Here is an 18,336-nt window from a genome sequence, read left to right as displayed (position 1 = left end):
TCCCTGCCCTAAAGCCTCTTCTTTTCAAGACGTGTCCGCGATGCTATGGGGGCTGTCACACACTCTGGCGATGGCGTCGCCGGATACCACTCGTGTTCACCCCACATCCTGTACGCCGGGACTTTCAATCACGGGATTGAGGGCCCCGCCCCGATCTCCGCCACAGCAGGAGGCACTCATGGTCTGGTCGCCAGACAAAACCGAAGTCAAAAGCTGGAACGAATGGGACACCCTGCGCCACGTCATCGTGGGCCGCGCAGATGATTGCCACATTCCGCCCGAAGAACCCGCGCTGGACGCCAAAGTGCCTGAAGACAGCGACATGCGTGGCCAGTGGGGCCGCCGTCCGCAGGAAACGATCGACCAGGCCAACGAGTTGCTGGACAATTTCGCCGATCAACTGCGCAAGCGCGGTATTCGTGTGGATCGCCCCACGTCCATCGATCATTCTCAACCGGCAACCACACCGGATTTCCACACCGACAGCCAGTTTGGCTGCATGCCCCCGCGCGATGTGCTGCTGACCGTCGGACACGAAATCCTCGAAGCGACGATGTCCTATCGCTGCCGCTGGTTCGAATACCTGAACTATCGCCCGCTAATGCAACAATACTGGGACGAAGACCCGAACTTCCGCCACGAGGCCGCGCCAAAGCCGCGCCTGACCGATGCGGATTACCATCCCGATTACCTCAGCGACAAAATCGGCGTCGAAAAGCGCCTGCAATGGGCGGCCGAGAAGTTCTTTGTCACCACCGAGGAAGAGCCTCTGTTCGACGCCGCCGACGTGCTGCGTTTTGGCCGCGATCTGGTGGTGCAGCACGGGTTTACCACCAACCTCAAAGGGATCGAGTGGCTGCGCCGCCACTTCCCCGATCACCGCGTCCACACGGTGAACTTCCCGGGCGATCCCTACCCGATCCATATCGACGCCACCTTCACACCGCTGCGCCCCGGCCTTATCCTCAATAACCCGCAGCGCCGCCTGCCCGAAGACCAACGCGGCATGTTCGAGAAAAACGGCTGGGAGATCGTGGACGCCGCCCAACCCGCCCATAACACGCCGCCGCCGCTCTGCTATTCCTCGACCTGGCTGTCGATGAACGTGCTGGTGCTGGACCCGAAAACGGTCTGTGTCGAGAAGTCCGAGGTCTATCAGGCCGAGCAGATGGACAAGCTGGGCATGGAAGTGGTCGAAGTCGACCTGCGCGACGCTTATGCCTTTGGTGGCGGCCTGCATTGCTGTACGGCGGATGTCTATCGTGATGGCGAGTGTGAGGATTACTTCCCGAATATGTAGGGTTTTCGGTTTGAAAACAGGGTGCCCGAGTTTTGCTCGGGCATCTGCACTCAGGCACGGAAGACGGTGCTGCATAGGTGTTGTGGTAAAGGAAGTGATGATCCCACCCTGACCCCTTGGCGGCGCAGGCCACCCGGTCTTTTTTCGTTTTAGTAGTCGGCGAAAGCCTATATCAAGGGTCGTCGCGCTATTTGAATTGGGATTGAGATATAAAATCGCGAATTACATTGTCCTTGACTGAAAATGGACAGTTCGAACTGTGGCTCAACGAAGCGGGCCGAGACAAACTTATTGAATTTCTCCGATCGCTTGACCGAGATGATGAACACTTTCACATAGCGCCAGAAGGTTATGATGGGGACTGCGCTGTTTCAGAAATCCCTTATCGCAATACAGACCGTGTTCTTTCTTGGGGAAAGGTGTTGCTTCGCCCGGATGAATGGGATCGACAGTATTTTCCACATGTAATGGGGGATGAAACTTGAATGACTGTTTCGTCCGCAAATTAGGCAAATGATCAAAACGCTGGCACTAACCTGCAACTACAACCAATCCCTCAAGATCGGGATAAGGGGCACATCCGCCGCAGGCATTGGATAGTTCCGAAGGTCATTCGCGCGCACCCATTTCAAAGCCTGCCCTTCCTTAGACTGCGGGATACCCTCCCATTTGCGGCAGGCAAACAGAGGCATCAGCAAGTGGAAATCGTCATAGCTGTGGCTGGCGAAGGTCAGCGGAGCGAGGCATGAAGCCCAGGTGTTGATGCCCAGCTCCTCCTCCAACTCTCGGATCAGCGCAGCCTCGGGGGTTTCACCGGGTTCGATTTTGCCGCCGGGGAATTCCCAGAGGCCAGCCATGGATTTGCCCTCGGGCCGTTGGGCCAGCAACACACGGCCCTCGATGTCGATCAGGGCGACGGCGGAAACAAGAACCGTTTTCACGAGCGATAATCCGCGTTGATCTCGATATAGCCATGGGTCAGGTCGCAGGTCCAAACGGTGGATTGCCCCTCGCCCAGCCCCAGATCGACCGTGATCACCAGGTCCTGACCTTTCATATATGTGGCGGCTTCTTCTTCGCGATAATCGGGACTGACCCAGCCTTTTTCTGCCACTAGGATACCTCCGAACGAGATGCTCAGGCGGTCGCGGTCGGCTGCGGCACCGGATTTGCCGATGGCCATAACCACACGGCCCCAGTTTGGGTCCTCACCCGCAATGGCGGTTTTGACCAGAGGGGAGTTGGCGATGGCTAGCCCGTGGGTCTTGGCGTCGGCATCGGTGGCCGCGCCGGTCACGCGGATCTCCACGAATTTCGTGGCCCCTTCGCCGTCGCGCACCACTTGCTGGGCAAGGTCCAGCATCACCGTTTCAAGCGCTTCGGCAAATGCAGCATTTCCAGTGGCATCTACGCCAGAGGCCCCGGTGGCGCATAAAAGCAGGCTATCCGAGGTGGATGTATCACTATCCACGGTAATGCAGTTGAACGTCCGGTCCGTTTGCGCGCCCAGCATCGCTTGCAGCGCGGATTGGTCCACCTGCGCATCGGTGAAGACATAAACCAGCATCGTCGCCATATCCGGCGCGATCATGCCCGATCCCTTCGCAATCCCAGAAATAGAGACTGTTTTGCCATCAATCTCGACCTTAGCGCTCGCCCCTTTCGGGAAGGTATCGGTGGTCATGATCGCCCGCGCCGCATCTTCGATTGCATGGCGGCTGAGACGCGATTTCAACGCCTCAAGCTGCGCAACGATTTTGTCATGCGGCAGTGGCTCACCAATCACGCCGGTCGATGAGGTAAAGACTCGCTCAACTGGCACTCCGGTCGCTTTGGACACGGCCTGCGTGACCTCGGCCACCGAGGTCTGGCCATAATGACCGGTAAAGGCATTGGCGTTGCCCGAATTCACCAAGATTGCTGCCGTGCCGTCGCTGGGCCCGCCGATCTTGTCCTGACAATCCAGCACAGGCGCGGCGCGGGTGGCGGATCGGGTGAAAACCCCGGCGACCGAGGTGCCAGGGTCCAGAACAGCCAGCATGACGTCTGTCCGACCTTGATACCGCACCCCGGCTTCAACGGTGGCGAACCTTACACCGTCGATTGCGGGCAGGTCAGGGAAACCGGCGGGGGCCAGCGGCGAAACCTTGGTGATCGTGGCCACGCAGATTACTCCTGAATCAGGTCCAGCTGGCGGATGATCTCGGGGCCTGCCCCTTCCAACGGCGAGCGTTCGATCTGCGCCTGCTGGGTCAGTTCATCGATACGCGCCTGAATCGCGTCCTGCTGAAGGGTCTGAGTAAGCTCATCGCGAACCGCCTCCAGTGCGGGGGCTTCGGATTTGCGTTTGTCGTTCAGGATCACCAGATGCCAGCCGAACTGGGTTTGAACGGGGTCCGAGATCTGGCCCTTTTCCAGACCAACGACAGCGTTTTCGAATTCTGGCACCATCTGACCCTTGCCGAACCAACCCAGCGATCCGCCATTGGGACCGGACGGACCGGTGGAATGCTCGCGCGCCATCTCCGCAAAATCTGCGCCATCATCCAACTGTGCTTTGATCACCTTGGCCTCGTCTTCGCTTTCAACCAGAATGTGGCTGGCGTCGAACTCGTCTTCACCTTCGAACTCGGCATATTGCGCGTCATAGGCGGCCTGAATGGCTTCATCCGTTACAACCGAGTCGGTCAGGGCACCTACCGTCTGCACCGCCAGCAAGGACCGCTTTTCGTTGTCCAGAGTCAGCGCGTTCTGCGACGTCAGCTCTTGTTGCTGTTGGCCCAGCAACTGTTGCTGAATCAGCTGTTCCAGCACGAAGTCAAACAGAACGTCGTCTTCGATCTGCGTGTATTGTGGCGGCAGCACTGCGACAGTGGCGATGATATGACCCAATGTGATCTCATCGCCATTAACCCGCGCCATTACAGTGCTGGCGTCAGACTTGGTTTCGGCGGCCAACGGCAGCGCCATCACGGCAGTCAAAGCCAGCGATGGCAGAAAAGTGAGGCCTTTGGGCATGGAATCATCCTATTTCTTTGCCGCGACAGGGCGCGGCGTTGACACTTCAGAACCTGCCGCTTACATCGCTTTGAAGCCTTGGACAGGGCCGCCTTTCACCCCCCGTATCTATGGGTTGCGCGCAAGGTGGGCAAGCCTGTCGCAACCAAGACAAGAACAGATCCGCTGGAGTGAACATGCTGGGATTCGGAACGCTCGCCAAAAAGGTCTTCGGAACGCCGAACGACCGCAAGATCAAGGCGACCCGCCCGCTGGTCGAAAAGATCAATGCGCTGGAGCCCGAGTTCGAACAACTCTCTGACGATGGTCTGAAGAAAAAGACAGAGGAACTGCGCAAACGAGCGCTGGAGGGCGAAAGCCTGGATGCGTTGCTGCCCGAAGCTTTTGCCAATGTCCGTGAAGGGGCGCGGCGCGCGCTGGGTCTGCGTGCCTTTGACGTGCAGTTGATGGGCGGCGCCTTCCTACATCAGGGCAATATCTCGGAAATGAAAACGGGTGAGGGCAAGACGCTTGTCGCCACGTTCCCGGCCTATCTGAACGCGTTGACCGGCAAAGGCGTGCATGTCGTTACTGTGAACGAATACCTCGCCAAGCGGGATGCGGAATGGATGGGCAAAGTGTTTGCGGCCCTGGGCATGACAACCGGTGTGATCTGGTCGGGCCAGCCCGATCCAGACAAAAAAGCCGCCTATGCCTGCGATGTGACCTACGCCACTAATAACGAGCTGGGTTTCGACTATCTGCGCGACAACATGAAGGCCGATCTGGGCGAGATTTATCAAAAGCACCACAATTTCGCGATTGTGGATGAGGTCGATTCGATCCTGATTGATGAGGCGCGGACACCACTGATCATCTCGGGGCCGTCACAGGATCGCTCGGATCTTTACACCGCGATTGACGCCCTGATCCCGTCGCTGAGCGATGAGCATTTCACGCTGGACGAAAAGTCCCGCAACGTGACCTTCACCGATGAAGGCAACGAATTCCTGGAACAGCAACTGATCGAGGCAGGCCTGATCCCCGAAGGACATTCCCTGTATGATCCCGAAAGCACGACCGTGGTGCACCATGTGAACCAGGGTCTGCGCGCGCATAAACTGTTTCAGCGCGACAAGGATTACATCGTCCGCGATGGCAATGTGGTTCTGATCGACGAATTCACCGGCCGGATGATGCCGGGCCGCCGCCTGTCAGAAGGCTTGCACCAAGCCATCGAAGCCAAGGAAGGCGCACCGATCCAGCCCGAGAACGTGACCTTGGCCAGTGTCACGTTCCAGAACTACTTCCGCCTCTATGGCAAATTGGGCGGCATGACCGGTACTGCGCTGACCGAAGCCGAAGAGTTCGCCGAAATCTATGGCCTTGGTGTCGTCGAAGTGCCGACCAACAAGCCGATTGCGCGACTGGACGAAGACGATCAGGTCTATCGCACAGCAATGGAAAAATACGGCGCGATCATCAAAGAAGCGAAAGAGGCCAGTGAAAAAGGCCAGCCGGTTCTGATCGGCACCACCTCGATTGAGAAATCCGAAGTGCTCAGCCAAATGCTGGGCAAGGAAAAGATCGAGCACAACGTTCTGAACGCTCGCCAGCATGAACAAGAAGCTCAGATCGTTGCCGATGCGGGCCGCTATGGGGCAGTGACCATCGCCACCAACATGGCCGGTCGCGGCACCGACATTCAGCTGGGCGGCAATGTGGAAATGAAGGTTCTGCAGGCACTGGCCGAGAACCCCGAAGCCGACCCGGCCGAATTGCGTACGGCAGAAGAGGCCAAGCACGCAGAAGAAAAGCAAAAGGTTCTGAATGCGGGCGGTCTGTATGTTATGGCGTCCGAGCGCCACGAAAGCCGCCGCATCGACAATCAGCTGCGTGGTCGTTCTGGCCGTCAGGGTGACCCGGGCCGCACCGTGTTCTACCTGAGCCTCGAAGACGATTTGATGCGCATCTTCGGCTCGGAACGGCTGGACAAGGTGCTGACCACATTGGGCATGAAAGAAGGCGAAGCCATCATTCACCCCTGGGTCAACAAATCTCTGGAGCGCGCGCAATCCAAAGTCGAAGGCCGCAACTTTGACATGCGTAAAAACGTTCTGAAATTCGACGATGTGATGAACGACCAGCGGAAGGTGGTCTTTAGCCAACGGCGCGAGATCATGTCGGCAGACGACCTGTCCGAGATCGTCTCGGATATGCGCGAGCAGGTGATTGACGATCTGATCGACGAATACATGCCGCCGAAATCCTATGCGGATCAGTGGGATACTGAGGGTCTGCATGAGGCCATCAAAGACAAGCTGACCATCGACGCGCCGGTTCAGGACTGGGCCGCCGAGGAAGGCGTGGATGATGAACAGGTGCGCGAACGCCTGATCAAATCCGCCGATGAAATGATGGCGCAGAAGGCCGTTGCCTTTGGCCCCGAAAACATGCGCAACATCGAAAAGCAGGTGCTGCTACAAACCATCGACAGCAAGTGGCGCGAGCATCTGCTGACGCTGGAACATCTGCGCTCGGTCGTTGGGTTCCGGGGCTACGCACAGCGCGATCCGCTGAACGAATACAAAACCGAAAGTTTCCAACTGTTCGAAGGCATGCTGGATTCCCTGCGCGAAACCGTGACACAGCAGCTTTCACGCGTTCGTCCGCTGACCGAAGAAGAGCAGAAAGAGATGCTGGCGCAGATGGCGGCACAGCAGGCTCAGACGCAAGCTGCGGTGGATCAGGCAACAGATCGCGCCGAGGCCAAAGCCGAAGCTGCAGCGTCAGGTGACGCGCTGCCGGGCTTTGACGAAACCGATCCGTCGACCTGGGGTAACCCGTCGCGAAACGACCCTTGCCCCTGCGGATCTGGCAAGAAGTTCAAACATTGCCATGGCAGGTTAACCTAACGTCATCGACATCCTGATCACAATGAGTCCGTTTCGAGGACACAAATAAGCCTCGATTCAGGATCAGTGTGCGACTCGCTCCTTCAACTGGGGAGGGTGTCTTGTTTGTTGTAAGAAACTACGTGACCATGTGCGGCACAGTCGCCTGTGCCCTGGGCATTGGTTACCTGATGCAATATGGAACAGCTGCGCAGCCAAACGATGCGCAGAACCAAATTGCTGCGGCTACGCAAACAAATCAAACGTCGGTTCTGGCAGGGTTGGATAGCATCGTGCTGACCTCAGCCTCAGCAACCGCATCTGGCGCTGACGACGCTGTTGTTGCGACCAAAACCACCCGTGTCGAACCCCGACAGAAGCCCACACAGAAATCCTGTAACCTAAGCGCCCGCGCTGTTGCCGTGCCCGGCGCGCAGGCCCGCCTGACCATCAAATCTCCGTGTCGCGGCAATGAGCGGATCAGCATTCACCACAGCGGCCTGACCCTGACGCAGGTCACCGATCAGAACGGCACGCTCAGGGTAACCATCCCGGCGCTGTCTGAATATGCGATCTTTCTGATCTCATTCCCGGATCAAACCGGGACCGTCGCCACGACCCATGTCCCTGATCTGCAGGAATATGATCGTGTGGCACTGCAGTGGAAGGGCGACAAAGCGTTGCAAATTCACGCACTGGAATTCGGCGCCAGCTATGGTGGCGATGGTCACGTCTGGTCGAACAGCGCCACAGCAGGCGCTGGCAGTGTTGTCAGTCTGGGCCATTCAGGACTGACAGACGCCCAAAATATCGAAGTATATTCGTTCCCGGCGGGCCAGTCCCAGCAAACGGGAACCATCGACCTGACCGTCGAAGCGGAAGTGACCGAAAACAATTGCGGTCACACCTTGAACGTTCAGTCCATCGAGCTGCGGGCCAACACAGGCCTACGGTCACGTGAACTGAGCGTGGCCGTACCGGACTGCTCGCAATTGGGCGAGTTTCTGGTGTTGAATAATCTGCTCCAAGACCTGACAATCGCGGCAAAGTAACCCGCAGGCAGGCTCGACTTTCTGATGACTTTTTTCCGTGTGGCGATGTCCACGCTGTTCTTGGCAACACTTGGTACAAGTGCTGTGGCGCAGGACATCACCCTCACTTCGCATGACGGCCAGGTCGAAATCACGGGCGACCTGCTGGGCTTCGATGGCGAATTCTACCGCGTCGACACACAATTCGGAGAGCTGACTGTGGATGGCTCGGGCGTTACCTGTGATGGCCCAGCCTGCCCCAACCTGACGGATTTTGTGGCCGAGGTCTGGTTTTCGGGCTCGTCGGTCATGGCCGAAACCGTGTTGCCCGCTCTGATCATCGGGTTTGCGCGGCAAGAAGGGCTGACCGCAACACCAAAACGGGTGGATGAACGCAGCTTTGCCTATGAGCTTTTTCAAACCGGTCGGACCGCTCCGCTTGCGCGATTGTTCTTTCGCGTTGGAAACACGGATCAGGGATTTGCCGATCTGATCGCAAATGATGCCGACATCGTCATGGCCCTGCGCGAAATCCGCGAGGCGGAACGGACCGCGGCGGTAGAGGCCGGGCTAGGCGACCTGACCCGCCCTCGCCGGTCGCGGGTGATTGCATTGGATGCCATGGTCCCGGTTGTTGCCCGGGACAACATTACCGGTCAGATTTCACCCGCCGATCTGGCACGTGTTCTGTCCGGTGAGGTCACAAACTGGGCGGATCTGGGTGGACCTGATGCACCTATCGCGCTGCATATGCCGGATGCGGGGTCGGGGCTTGCCCAAGCTGTCGAGAATCAGCTGTTGGCCCCGGCAGATGTGGAGCTGTCTTCTGATGCCATACGCCACGGGCGCAACGGCGATCTGGTACAGGCCGTGGCGAAGGATTCCTACGCGATTGGGATAGCCAGCCATGCCTCGGCCGATATCACGCGCGCCCTGCCTCTGACCGGCGGGTGCGGGCATGCGCTCGCCGCATCACGTGACGCCATCAAGACCGAAGATTATCCGCTGACGCTGCCGATGTTCCTCTACCTGCCGGAACGCCGCCTACCCCGGATCGCGCGGCAACTGCTGGCCTATAGCTTGGGCGCTGATGCCCAATTGGCCATCCGTCAGGCCGGGTTTGTTGATCAGACACCGGAAAGAACACGAATTGGTCTGCAAGGCGACCGGCTGTCCAACGCCATTGTGTCCGGTGGGGCAGAGGTCGGATTGGAAGAGGTTCAGCGCATGGTCGATACACTACGTCCGATGGCGCGTTTGTCGCTGTCGGTTCGGTTCGAGCCCGGATCGTCCAGACCCGACGCCCAATCACGCTCGAACATTCAATATCTCGCGCAGGCGCTTGAGACCGGAACGCTGAACGCCCGCAAACTGCTGTTTGTCGGGTTCAGTGACGGGGATGGGCCTGCCAGCACCAATGCCCGCATCGCCCTGCGCCGTGCGCAAACCGTTCGGAACTCGGTTCTCGGGGCTGTTGAGACCGAGATACCCGACAGTATCGAGATCGCGGTCGACGGGTTCGGTGAGGCGATGCCCATGGCCTGCGACGACACCGAATGGGGCCGCAAAGTCAACCGCCGCGTTGAAATCTGGGTCGAATGACACGCTAGAGGTATCCTTCGGACCGAAAACTCAGCTCGGTCGATTTGCCAATGATGAGATGGTCATGCAGGGTCAGGCCCAACGCGGTGCAGGCATCTTGAATGCGGTTGGTCATATCGATATCGGATTTCGACGGCGTCGGGTCGCCTGACGGGTGGTTATGCACCAGGATCAGGGCCGAAGCATTCAGCTCCAGTGCGCGCTTCGCCACCTCGCGCGGATAGACCGGTACGTGATCAACGGTGCCCTTGGCCTGCTCTTCATCCGCGATCAGTACGTTCTTGCGGTCCAGATAGAACACGCGGAACTGCTCGGTCTCACGATGGGCCATGGTGGTATGGCAATAGTCCAGCAGCGCGTCCCAGCCTGAGATCACATGCCGCTGCATCACCCGTGCGCGCGCCATACGGTGGGCGCAGGCCTCAAGGATTTTCAGGTCGGTGATCACTGTATCCCCAACACCCTTAATCTGCCGCAGCCGTTCTTCGGGCGCGGTCAGAACGCGGTTGAAATCGCCAAACGTATCCATCAGCGCGCGGGCCAGCGGCTTCACGTCTTGCCGGGGGATGGAGCGGAACAGGACCAGTTCCAACAGCTCATAATCCGGCATCGCGGCGGAGCCGCCCGCCATGAACCGTTCGCGCAGCCGCTTGCGATGGTCTTTGATGTAGGAGGGTAACCGACCCGTCGGCAGCGGCTGCGCTGGCGCTTCGTCCGTATCGAAGAGCATGGGGGCTTCGGCAAAGGCGTCCTGTGTCATGATCTGACACTGGCGCAGAATCGGTTTCTGAATGGTTAACGCATCTCACCCGCCATACGCGCCGTGGCGCGTCGGACGACCATGTGTAGAACAATCGAGAACACGCCCAGCGTCAGCATTGCGGCAAACATCAGATCGGTTTTGGCGCGACCATTGGCCAGCAGCATCAGATAGCCCAAACCTTGTGACGACCCGACCCATTCGCCGATCACCGCCCCAATCGGCGCATAGACCGCCGCCAACCGCATCCCCGAGGCCAGCGAAGGCAAGGCCGCTGGGATTCGAATATACCAGAGTACAGATCGTCTGCTGGCCTGCATGGTCCGCGCAAGGTCCAGATAACCGGACGGGGTGCGCATTAACCCGTCAAAGAAAGACGAGGTGATCGGGAAATAGATGATCAGCACCGCCATCGCGACCTTGGACCAAAGGCCATAACCCAGCCACAGCGTCAGCAGAGGGGCCAGCGCAAAGACCGGCAGCGCCTGCGTGAACACCAGCATCGGCTGCACCAGCACACGTGCGGCGCGAGAATTGGCCAGCTGCAGTGCAGTGACCACGCCCAGAAGCGTACCGCACGCCAGACCAATCAGCACTTCGATAGCGGTGATCCAGGTGTGTTCCGCAATCAACCACCGGTTCTGCCACCAGGTCTCGGCCACGACCGCAGGCCCGGGCAGGATGAATTTGGGCAGGCCGGTAATCGAGACAATGGTTTGCCAGATGGCCACGGCGAACAAAGTCGCGGCGAGGGCAGAGAGGTACTTCATGATGCCTCTCTCAGTAGTTTGAGCAATGCACCCTGAGTCTCGAGTGTCTCAAGGTCGTCCACATGGCGCGGCGCCGGGGCCTTGGGTGGAGTGCAAGGCGTCAGACCATCCTGTGTCATGACGGTGATGGATTGGCCCAGACGCGCGGCCTCCGCCGGATCATGGGTAACCAGTAGAACGGTTCGCCCTTGCAAAACCTCAGCGGCCAGATCCTGCATATCCGCACGGGTTCGGGCATCGAGGGCTGAAAACGGCTCATCCAGCAGGACAATGGGGCGATCTTCCATCAACGTGCGGGCCAAAGCCACGCGCTGGCGTTGGCCGCCCGACAGTTCCGACGGTTTCTTGGTCATGTGATCTTGCAAGCGCATCCGTTCGATCAGACGGTCACGACGGTCCAGATTGGGCTTTTCGCCCCGCAACCGCGCGCCAAGCGAGACGTTTTGTGCCACATTCGCCCAAGGCAGCAGCAAATCGTCCTGCGCCATATAGGCGACACGATCCGGCACCGGCTGTCCGTCACCAGCAGTGATCTGGCCCGTGAAGACTGCCCCGGTCTCCAGCCCTGCAATCAGCCGCAGGACCGTGGTTTTACCAACGCCCGATCCGCCCAACAGACACGTCCACGACCCGGCCCCAAGGGTCAAGGTCAACGGCGCGAACAAAGGCACGCCGTCGATGGTGGCAGCGCCGCTGATGGTCAGATCAGGCGCTGGGGTCACGGTGTCAGACCCATTTGCCAGAAATTGACCTCAAGCTGCGTCGCCATCTCAAAGGTTTTGCAAAGGTCTGACCAGATTGGCAGAGCTGCATAGTCCGGGCCAAGCCGTCGAACCAAAGCGCCATCCATCAGCGCTCCGATGTCATGGCAATAGCTTTGATACTGCTCACCCGCATAAGTATCGATCCAGGGGCGATAGGTCTCGGATGTTGCCTCTTGCGTCAAACGCGCACCGATCTCGGCATAGCCAATGACGCATGGCAACAGAGCAGCCAGCAGGTTCAGATAATCACCTGAATAGCCAGATTCGAGCACAAAGCGGGTATAGGCGAGGTTTTCAGGCCGCTCAGGCGTCGCCGTCAAATCCTCACGAGAAATGCCCTCAGCTTCGCAAACGCCAATATGCAGCATCATCTCTTCATGCATCAGCCCGTTTACCGTTGCGGCGGCCACCTGCATTTCCTCATGCGTCTGTGCCTTGACCACGGCCAGCGCCCAAGCGCGGGAAAAATGAGTGAGGAACACATAATCCTGCCGCAGATAGTGCAGGAACGCGTCGCGCGGCAGGGTTCCATCCTTCAGGCCCTCGACAAAGGCATGGCGGGTATACTCCTGCCACGACCCCTGTGCCGCATCGCGCATCAGCGCGAAGGCTGTACCATATCCGCTCATTGCGCGGTCACATCAATTGTGATGTCGCCAACCGGGTTGATGCTGTCGATCATGCCGCTGTCTTTCAGGAACTGCTCGAACCGCGCATACCGACCCGCGTCAAAACCGGCAGGGCGCAAAGCAAAGCGGGGCAGTGTGTCAACCCAAGCACGCGCGTTCAGCTCATCCTGCAACTCTGGCGAAGTGGAGGCAAAAATTTCCCAGCTTTTTTCGGGATTGTTGACGATATACTGTGTCGCCTTTTCGGTCGCGGCCAGAAAACGCGCGATCTTGTCCTTGTCCATGGTCTCGGCGTTGGCGACATAGATCAGCTCATCATAGGGCGGCACGCCTTCTTCCTCGATGTAAAAGCAGGTGCCGGGGACACCTTCGATATCCATTTGGTTCAGCTCGAAGTTGCGATACGCACCGATCACCGCATCCACTTGACCGGTCATCAGCGACGGAGACAGAGAGAAGTTCACGTTGATCAGTTCAACATCGTCCAGTGCTACGTCATATTTGCCCAGCACAGTGGTCAAAACCGCTTCTTCCACACCAGCGACCGAGAAGCCGATTTTCTTGCCTTTCAGGTCAGCAGGCGATTTGATCGGGCCGTCTTCCAGAACCAGCAGACAGTTCAGAGGGGTCGCAACCAGCGTGCCGACGCGTTTCAGCGGCAGACCCTCGTGGATCTGCAGGTGCAGTTGCGGCTGGTAGGATACGGCCAGTTCGGCCTGACCAGCGGCCACCAGACGCGGCGGGGCAGAGGGATCGGCGGGTGGAACGATCTCAACCTCGAGGCCCTGCTCGGCGAAATAGCCGTTTTCCTGCGCCACAATGATGGGGCCGTGATCGGGGTTTACGAACCAGTCCAGCAGGACAGTCATCTTGTCTTCGGCCCAAGCGGGCGCAGCGGCAAGCAGGGCAATAGCAGCGATCAGTTTCTTCATGTCTCGCGTTTCCTTTTCACTCACGAGGTTGAGGCCGCAACGAGGACAATCTCGCCCGACCAATCCGGTTCAATCTGTTCAGCCGCACGCCACGCGCGCAGGCCGGTCGCACAGCACAAAGCCAGTCGTTTTGCCTTGTTAGGCTCTGATTTCAGGTGTTCCACGCTTAGGCGACGTGCCAGGGGATGGATGGGTTGAGGAGCTTCGTCTTCACTTCGAAGCTCAACAATCACATCGTCCGAAGACAGTTGTGTGGCAGCCACGAAGGCGAAGGATTGCTCAGGCTCGGGCGCTGCGTCAAAGCGGAAGCTGGAGCTTCGGAAGGTCTGGGCATCCACCTGCACCATCTGGCCAAGGGGCGACGGGTTGAGGCCGAGGATCAAAGCCAACGCCATCTGCGCCTGCATCGCGCCGATCATCCCCACAACCGGTCCCAGAACACCTGCCGTGGCACAGCTCGCCCCGCTGGTCGGGGCCTCGGGGAACACGGCCCGCAATGACGGCGCACCGCCGCAGAACGCACCCACATAGCCAGACAGACCCAGCACCGAGGCGCTGACCAATGGCTTGCCGAAGGTGAGGCATATATCCGACAGGGTGTAGCTGGCGGCATAGCTGTCCGCACAGTCGAGGATCAGATCAGCTTGTGAAACAAAATCAGCCGCATTTTTACATGTTAGAGCCTGATGTACCGCCATGACGTCGATATCTGAATTCAAAGCACGACAACGATCGGCTGCAACTTCGGCTTTTGGGCGTCCGCAATCGGTCTCGGTAAACAGCGTCTGTCGATGCAGGTTCGACTGGGCCACGTCATCCGCATCGAGGATGGTCAGATGCCCAACGCCTGCCCCGGCCAGCAAAGGCAGGGCCGGAGCCGCCAATCCCCCCGCCCCGACAACCAAAACCCGAGCCCCGGACAGGCGCGCCTGCCCTTCGGCCCCGACCTCAGGCAGGATCATCTGACGAGCGTAGCGGCTCATCTGGTGGCCTCGATCCACTGGCGCACCCGCGCCTCGGGGTCGGCGTTCAGGGTGATGTCCGTAACGACCGAGACAATGTCGGCACCCGCCTCAAGCACGCCGGACGCGCGTTCGACGCTCATACCGCCGATCCCGACCAGAGGGATATCGCCCACACGGGCCTTCCACTCGGTGACGCGCGGCAAGCCCTGCTGCTCCCACTTCATCTTTTTCAGGATCGTCGGATAGACCGGCCCTAGCGCGACATAGTCGGGGTCCATGGCCAGAACGCGCTCAAGCTCATCATCGTCATGGGTGGAAACGCCCAGCTTTAGACCCGCTTTTCGGATCGCCTTGAGGTCGGCGTTATCCAAGTCCTCCTGCCCCAGATGGATCCAGTCGCAGCCAGCATCTATCGCAGCCTGCCAATAGTCGTTCACCACCAGAACCGCGCCAGACTGCTTACACAGATCGCGAGAGGTCGCGATCTCGGCCCGGACAACATCGTCCGGCTGATCCTTCATGCGCAACTGCACCAGCTTTACACCCAAGGGCAGCATCCGCCGCAGCCAGTCGGAGTGATCAAAGATCGGGTAGAAACGGTCCAAACTCATGACAGGAACGCCTTTCCAACAACGGGGGTTGAGGGTTCGGCCATATCCCGGGCCTCAATCGGGTCGGCCTGATGGGCCAGCCGCCCTGCCTCAACCGCGCGCATCATGGCCTTTGCCATCAACACCGGATCACCGGCGCGCGCGACGGCTGTGTTCAGCAATACGGCGTCATATCCCAGCTCCATCGCGTGGGCCGCATGGCTGGGCAGGCCGATCCCAGCATCAATCACCAGCGGCACATCCGGGAACTCGGCCCGCATTGCGCGCAGGGCGTATTCATTGTTCAACCCCCGGCCCGAGCCGATGGGCGCACCCCAGGGCATCAGAACCTCGCATCCGGCCTCAAGCAGTCGCTCGCCCACGATCAGGTCGTCGGTTGTGTAAGGAAAGACCTCGAACCCATCCTCGGTCAGGATGCGCGCGGCCTCAACCAGTTGGAAAACGTCCGGTTGCAGACTGTCGGTATGGCCGATCAGTTCAAGTTTGATCCACTTGGTCTCAAACACTTCGCGAGCCATATGCGCGGTGGTCACCGCCTCTTTCACCGTATGACACCCGGCCGTATTGGGCAGCACCAGCACGCCCAGATCGCGGATCATCTGCCAAAAGGTCTGACCGGCCCCCGCTTCCCGCCGCAAAGAGACCGTCGCCACACCTGCGCCGCTGTCGCGGAACGCCTGTTCGAGGATAGCGGGGCTGGGATATTGCGCGGTGCCCAGCATCAGCGGATTGGGCAGATCGACACCATAGAAGCTTTTCATCCTCACCCTCCTTGCATCGGCGACAGGATTTCGACCCGGTCACCTTCGGATAGAGCATGGGCAATGCGCAGACTGGAGGGGACGAATTCCTCGTTCACCGCCGTTGCGACACGGCCCGAGAAACCGCATTCCTCCAGCAACTCTGCCAAGTTGGAGGCCTTTACCTCCTTGGGGTCGCCATTAAGCACGATCTTCATCGACCATCTCCGAATGTTTGTTCTCAAGCGCCAGATCGGCCACGCCCTGTGCCAAGGCAGGCGCCAACAGGTAGCCATGGCGGTAGAGGCCATTGGCATAGATCGCCCGGCCCAAACGCCGAATACGCGGCAGGTTGTCAGGAAAGGCAGGGCGCAGATCGACGCCGATTTCCAGCACCTCAGCCTCACCAAAGGCCGGGTTCAGAGCGTAGGCCGCGCTGAGCAGTTCCAGCATTGAGCGTGCGGTAATCCGGCTGCTGTCTTCGCTTTCGATCATGGTCGCGCCCAGCATGTAAGTGCCCTCACCACGCGGCACGATGTAAAGCGGCATCCGCGGATGCAGAAGGCGCACAGGACGATTCAGCGTCACGTCTGGGCAGCGCACAACCAGCATCTCGCCCTTCACGCCCCGCAAATCAGGCAAAGCATCCCGCGCTTGAAGCCCCCTGCAATCGATCGCTCTCTCCAACTGCGCGGGCGCGGGCTTGTGGTGAAACACCACACCTTGGCCTTCCAAGTCCTTATACAGATCACTCAGCGCTTGCCTTGGATCAAGATGCGCCTCTTGTCTGAAGTACAGCCCCTTGCTGAATCCATGCAAATCAGGCTCTAATACGGCGATTTTTTCCCTATCTGCCTCGCAAAACGCTTCGGTCCTGCGCGCGAAACGTCGCAAGTCAGGCACATCCCGAGCGTTGGCAACAACCAGTGTACCGCACCGGCTCACGGCTGTACGATCCGCCCACCACGCGATGGCTTCTTGGCCTAGTCGCAAAACCGGTTCTTCGGCATTTTCATATTCACACCAAGGCGCCAACATGCCACCTGCCCACCAGGAACACCCATGCGGGCCAGGCGGGCCTTTGGGATCGAACACCTGTACCTTTGCCCCGCGCGCGGTCAGCTCGCTGGCGACGGCCAGCCCTGCCACACCGGCCCCTATGACGGACCAGATCGTCACGCCGACCACATCCGGTAAAAGTGATGCACCGGGCCGTGACCCGCTCCTACCCTTAGTGTATCTGCCTGTGCAATCGCGCCCTGCAGATACCCATGCGCTTCACGTGTCGAATCGATCAGGGACAGTCCTTTGGCCAAACCGGCAGCAATCGAAGACGACAGCGTGCAGCCGGTTCCATGCGTGTTTGTTGTGTTCTGCCGCGGGGCCTGAAACTCGGCGATCACGCCCGTTTCATCGACCAGAAGATCATGACAAATAACACCCGCGCCATGCCCTCCCTTCATCAAGACCGCCCCTGCGCCCAACGCGCACAGCGCTTTACCTTGAGTGATCAACTCTGCAGGTGAAGCCGCGCCGCACTGCCCCAACAGACACGCCGCCTCGGGCAGGTTGGGTGTCAGGACCGTCGCGCGCGGCAGCAAGACCTCGCGCAAGGTTTGAACCGCCTCTTGCGCCAACAAAGCGTCACCGGATTTTGCCACCATAACCGGGTCGAGTACGACAGGTCCGCGATATCTTGAAATCCTGTCCGCTACCGTTTGGATGATCTCAGACGTGGCCAACATTCCAATCTTGATGGCCCGTACATCCAAATCACTCAGAACAGCCTCGATCTGAGCGGCAATTACATCCAGCGGAATACCATGCACAGCCGTAACAGCTTGCGTGTTTTGAGCTGTAACGGCGGTGATCACGCTGCAGCCAAACACTCCCAATGCTGACATGGCCTTGAGATCGGCCTGAATGCCCGCTCCGCCGCCGCTGTCAGATCCCGCAATGGTCAAGGCAATTTGTACCACGTCGTTGCTCCACTTACTTGGGCAACGCGGGCATAGAAAACGTCTGTTTGTGTTAGACCGTTCCCTCCGCCGGTATTGCCCGGATCAGGTTCGATGGGTTGACGCACGCGCCTCTCAGCCCTGAATTCAGGGCACCCCAACGGTTGATTGGGACAATCTCAGGACAGGTCTCGGAAATCAAGCATCAATCTGCGGGTCATAAGGCCACATCCAACAAGGAAATAAGACCAATTCAGGTTGAATACATGCGAGGCTCTGCCTCGCGCTCCGGGATATTTCTGGCCAGATGAAGCAGGGGATCCAAACTTCATCTGGCTCTAGATATCCCGGGGGAGACGCCCGTAGGGCGGCGGGGGCAGAGC

The 18,336-nt window shown here is 59.1% G+C and carries 18 protein-coding genes and 1 riboswitch; of the genes, 4 read left to right on the top strand and 14 right to left on the bottom strand.

Features of this window, described 5'->3' with window-relative positions:
- Positions 1-178: 178 nt before the first annotated feature.
- Positions 179-1,300, top strand: a complete 1,122-nt coding sequence (locus ACR0JE_RS06580; RefSeq protein WP_480863578.1) for a serine/threonine protein kinase — start codon at positions 179-181, stop codon at positions 1,298-1,300.
- Positions 1,301-1,842: 542 nt separating this feature from the next.
- Here the strand turns inward: ACR0JE_RS06580 and mutT are convergent.
- From mutT to ACR0JE_RS06565, 3 genes are read right to left on the bottom strand one after another with little or no spacing between them, the layout of a single operon-like run.
- On the bottom strand, positions 1,843-2,241 hold the full coding sequence (mutT, locus tag ACR0JE_RS06575) for an 8-oxo-dGTP diphosphatase MutT (protein ID WP_170534165.1): 399 nt from the start codon (positions 2,239-2,241) through the stop codon (positions 1,843-1,845).
- Positions 2,238-3,464, bottom strand: coding sequence for a bifunctional glutamate N-acetyltransferase/amino-acid acetyltransferase ArgJ (gene argJ / locus ACR0JE_RS06570; RefSeq protein ID WP_480863577.1), 1,227 nt, complete (start codon positions 3,462-3,464; stop codon positions 2,238-2,240). Before argJ ends, mutT begins: the two co-directional genes overlap by 4 nt.
- A 5-nt stretch (positions 3,465-3,469) precedes the next feature.
- Complete coding sequence (locus ACR0JE_RS06565; protein WP_480543631.1) at positions 3,470-4,318, bottom strand: peptidylprolyl isomerase; 849 nt, start codon at positions 4,316-4,318, stop codon at positions 3,470-3,472.
- A 176-nt stretch (positions 4,319-4,494) separates the two neighbouring features.
- On the opposite strand from ACR0JE_RS06565, the gene secA reads away from it, so the two are divergent.
- From secA to ACR0JE_RS06550, 3 genes are all read left to right on the top strand, one after another.
- Positions 4,495-7,212, top strand: coding sequence for a preprotein translocase subunit SecA (gene secA, locus ACR0JE_RS06560; protein WP_480863576.1), 2,718 nt, complete (start codon positions 4,495-4,497; stop codon positions 7,210-7,212).
- Positions 7,213-7,313: 101 nt separating this feature from the next.
- Complete coding sequence (locus ACR0JE_RS06555) at positions 7,314-8,243, top strand: hypothetical protein (RefSeq protein ID WP_480863575.1); 930 nt, start codon at positions 7,314-7,316, stop codon at positions 8,241-8,243.
- A gap of 24 nt (positions 8,244-8,267) precedes the next feature.
- Positions 8,268-9,824 carry a phosphate ABC transporter substrate-binding/OmpA family protein gene (locus ACR0JE_RS06550; RefSeq protein ID WP_480863574.1) on the top strand — a complete coding sequence of 519 codons (1,557 nt, stop codon included), beginning with the start codon at positions 8,268-8,270 and terminating at the stop codon, positions 9,822-9,824.
- A 4-nt stretch (positions 9,825-9,828) separates the two neighbouring features.
- Here ACR0JE_RS06550 and radC read toward each other — a convergent pair whose 3' ends face one another.
- From radC to thiD, 11 genes are read right to left on the bottom strand one after another with little or no spacing between them, the layout of a single operon-like run.
- Positions 9,829-10,584: a RadC family protein gene (gene radC / locus ACR0JE_RS06545; protein WP_170534177.1), complete on the bottom strand. Its 756-nt coding sequence runs from the start codon at positions 10,582-10,584 to the stop codon at positions 9,829-9,831.
- A gap of 35 nt (positions 10,585-10,619) precedes the next feature.
- On the bottom strand, positions 10,620-11,354 hold the full coding sequence (locus ACR0JE_RS06540) for an ABC transporter permease (protein WP_480863573.1): 735 nt from the start codon (positions 11,352-11,354) through the stop codon (positions 10,620-10,622).
- Entirely contained in the window at positions 11,351-12,076 is a 726-nt protein-coding gene (locus ACR0JE_RS06535; protein ID WP_480863572.1) for an ABC transporter ATP-binding protein, read from the bottom strand. The genes ACR0JE_RS06540 and ACR0JE_RS06535 overlap by 4 nt, the downstream gene beginning before the upstream one ends.
- Entirely contained in the window at positions 12,073-12,747 is a 675-nt protein-coding gene (tenA, locus tag ACR0JE_RS06530) for a thiaminase II (RefSeq protein ID WP_480863571.1), read from the bottom strand. Before tenA ends, ACR0JE_RS06535 begins: the two co-directional genes overlap by 4 nt.
- Entirely contained in the window at positions 12,744-13,679 is a 936-nt protein-coding gene (locus ACR0JE_RS06525; RefSeq protein ID WP_480863570.1) for an ABC transporter substrate-binding protein, read from the bottom strand. The genes tenA and ACR0JE_RS06525 overlap by 4 nt, the downstream gene beginning before the upstream one ends.
- A gap of 20 nt (positions 13,680-13,699) precedes the next feature.
- Positions 13,700-14,662, bottom strand: a complete 963-nt coding sequence (locus ACR0JE_RS06520; protein WP_480863569.1) for a HesA/MoeB/ThiF family protein — start codon at positions 14,660-14,662, stop codon at positions 13,700-13,702.
- Entirely contained in the window at positions 14,659-15,255 is a 597-nt protein-coding gene (locus tag ACR0JE_RS06515) for a thiamine phosphate synthase (RefSeq protein WP_480863568.1), read from the bottom strand. The genes ACR0JE_RS06520 and ACR0JE_RS06515 overlap by 4 nt, the downstream gene beginning before the upstream one ends.
- Positions 15,252-16,016, bottom strand: a complete 765-nt coding sequence (locus ACR0JE_RS06510) for a thiazole synthase (protein WP_480863567.1) — start codon at positions 16,014-16,016, stop codon at positions 15,252-15,254. Before ACR0JE_RS06510 ends, ACR0JE_RS06515 begins: the two co-directional genes overlap by 4 nt.
- A 2-nt stretch (positions 16,017-16,018) precedes the next feature.
- Entirely contained in the window at positions 16,019-16,213 is a 195-nt protein-coding gene (gene thiS, locus ACR0JE_RS06505; protein ID WP_480826191.1) for a sulfur carrier protein ThiS, read from the bottom strand.
- Positions 16,197-17,174: a glycine oxidase ThiO gene (gene thiO / locus ACR0JE_RS06500; RefSeq protein ID WP_480863566.1), complete on the bottom strand. Its 978-nt coding sequence runs from the start codon at positions 17,172-17,174 to the stop codon at positions 16,197-16,199. The genes thiS and thiO overlap by 17 nt, the downstream gene beginning before the upstream one ends.
- Positions 17,171-17,974 (bottom strand): bifunctional hydroxymethylpyrimidine kinase/phosphomethylpyrimidine kinase, encoded by an 804-nt coding sequence (thiD, locus tag ACR0JE_RS06495; protein ID WP_480863565.1) that lies wholly within the window; start codon positions 17,972-17,974, stop codon positions 17,171-17,173. The genes thiO and thiD overlap by 4 nt, the downstream gene beginning before the upstream one ends.
- A gap of 44 nt (positions 17,975-18,018) precedes the next feature.
- A riboswitch (TPP riboswitch) is annotated at positions 18,019-18,123 on the bottom strand.
- Between the last annotated feature and the right edge of the window lie 213 nt (positions 18,124-18,336).

Source organism: Ruegeria sp. H3 (assembly GCF_056533095.1).
This window is presented reverse-complemented; position numbering and strand designations above follow the sequence as displayed.

Bases quoted from the DNA above. Each gene is read 5' to 3' on its own strand.
- ACR0JE_RS06580 (WP_480863578.1), top strand. From the start codon at position 179: ATGGTCTGGTCGCCAGACAAAACCGAAGTCAAAAGCTGGAACGAATGG.
- ACR0JE_RS06565 (WP_480543631.1), bottom strand. From the start codon at position 4,318: ATGCCCAAAGGCCTCACTTTTCTGCCATCGCTGGCTTTGACTGCCGTG.
- secA (WP_480863576.1), top strand. From the start codon at position 4,495: ATGCTGGGATTCGGAACGCTCGCCAAAAAGGTCTTCGGAACGCCGAAC.
- ACR0JE_RS06550 (WP_480863574.1), top strand. From the start codon at position 8,268: ATGACTTTTTTCCGTGTGGCGATGTCCACGCTGTTCTTGGCAACACTT.
- radC (WP_170534177.1), bottom strand. From the start codon at position 10,584: ATGACACAGGACGCCTTTGCCGAAGCCCCCATGCTCTTCGATACGGAC.
- ACR0JE_RS06540 (WP_480863573.1), bottom strand. From the start codon at position 11,354: ATGAAGTACCTCTCTGCCCTCGCCGCGACTTTGTTCGCCGTGGCCATC.
- tenA (WP_480863571.1), bottom strand. From the start codon at position 12,747: ATGAGCGGATATGGTACAGCCTTCGCGCTGATGCGCGATGCGGCACAG.
- ACR0JE_RS06525 (WP_480863570.1), bottom strand. From the start codon at position 13,679: ATGAAGAAACTGATCGCTGCTATTGCCCTGCTTGCCGCTGCGCCCGCT.
- ACR0JE_RS06520 (WP_480863569.1), bottom strand. From the start codon at position 14,662: ATGAGCCGCTACGCTCGTCAGATGATCCTGCCTGAGGTCGGGGCCGAA.
- ACR0JE_RS06515 (WP_480863568.1), bottom strand. From the start codon at position 15,255: ATGAGTTTGGACCGTTTCTACCCGATCTTTGATCACTCCGACTGGCTG.
- ACR0JE_RS06510 (WP_480863567.1), bottom strand. From the start codon at position 16,016: ATGAAAAGCTTCTATGGTGTCGATCTGCCCAATCCGCTGATGCTGGGC.
- thiS (WP_480826191.1), bottom strand. From the start codon at position 16,213: ATGAAGATCGTGCTTAATGGCGACCCCAAGGAGGTAAAGGCCTCCAAC.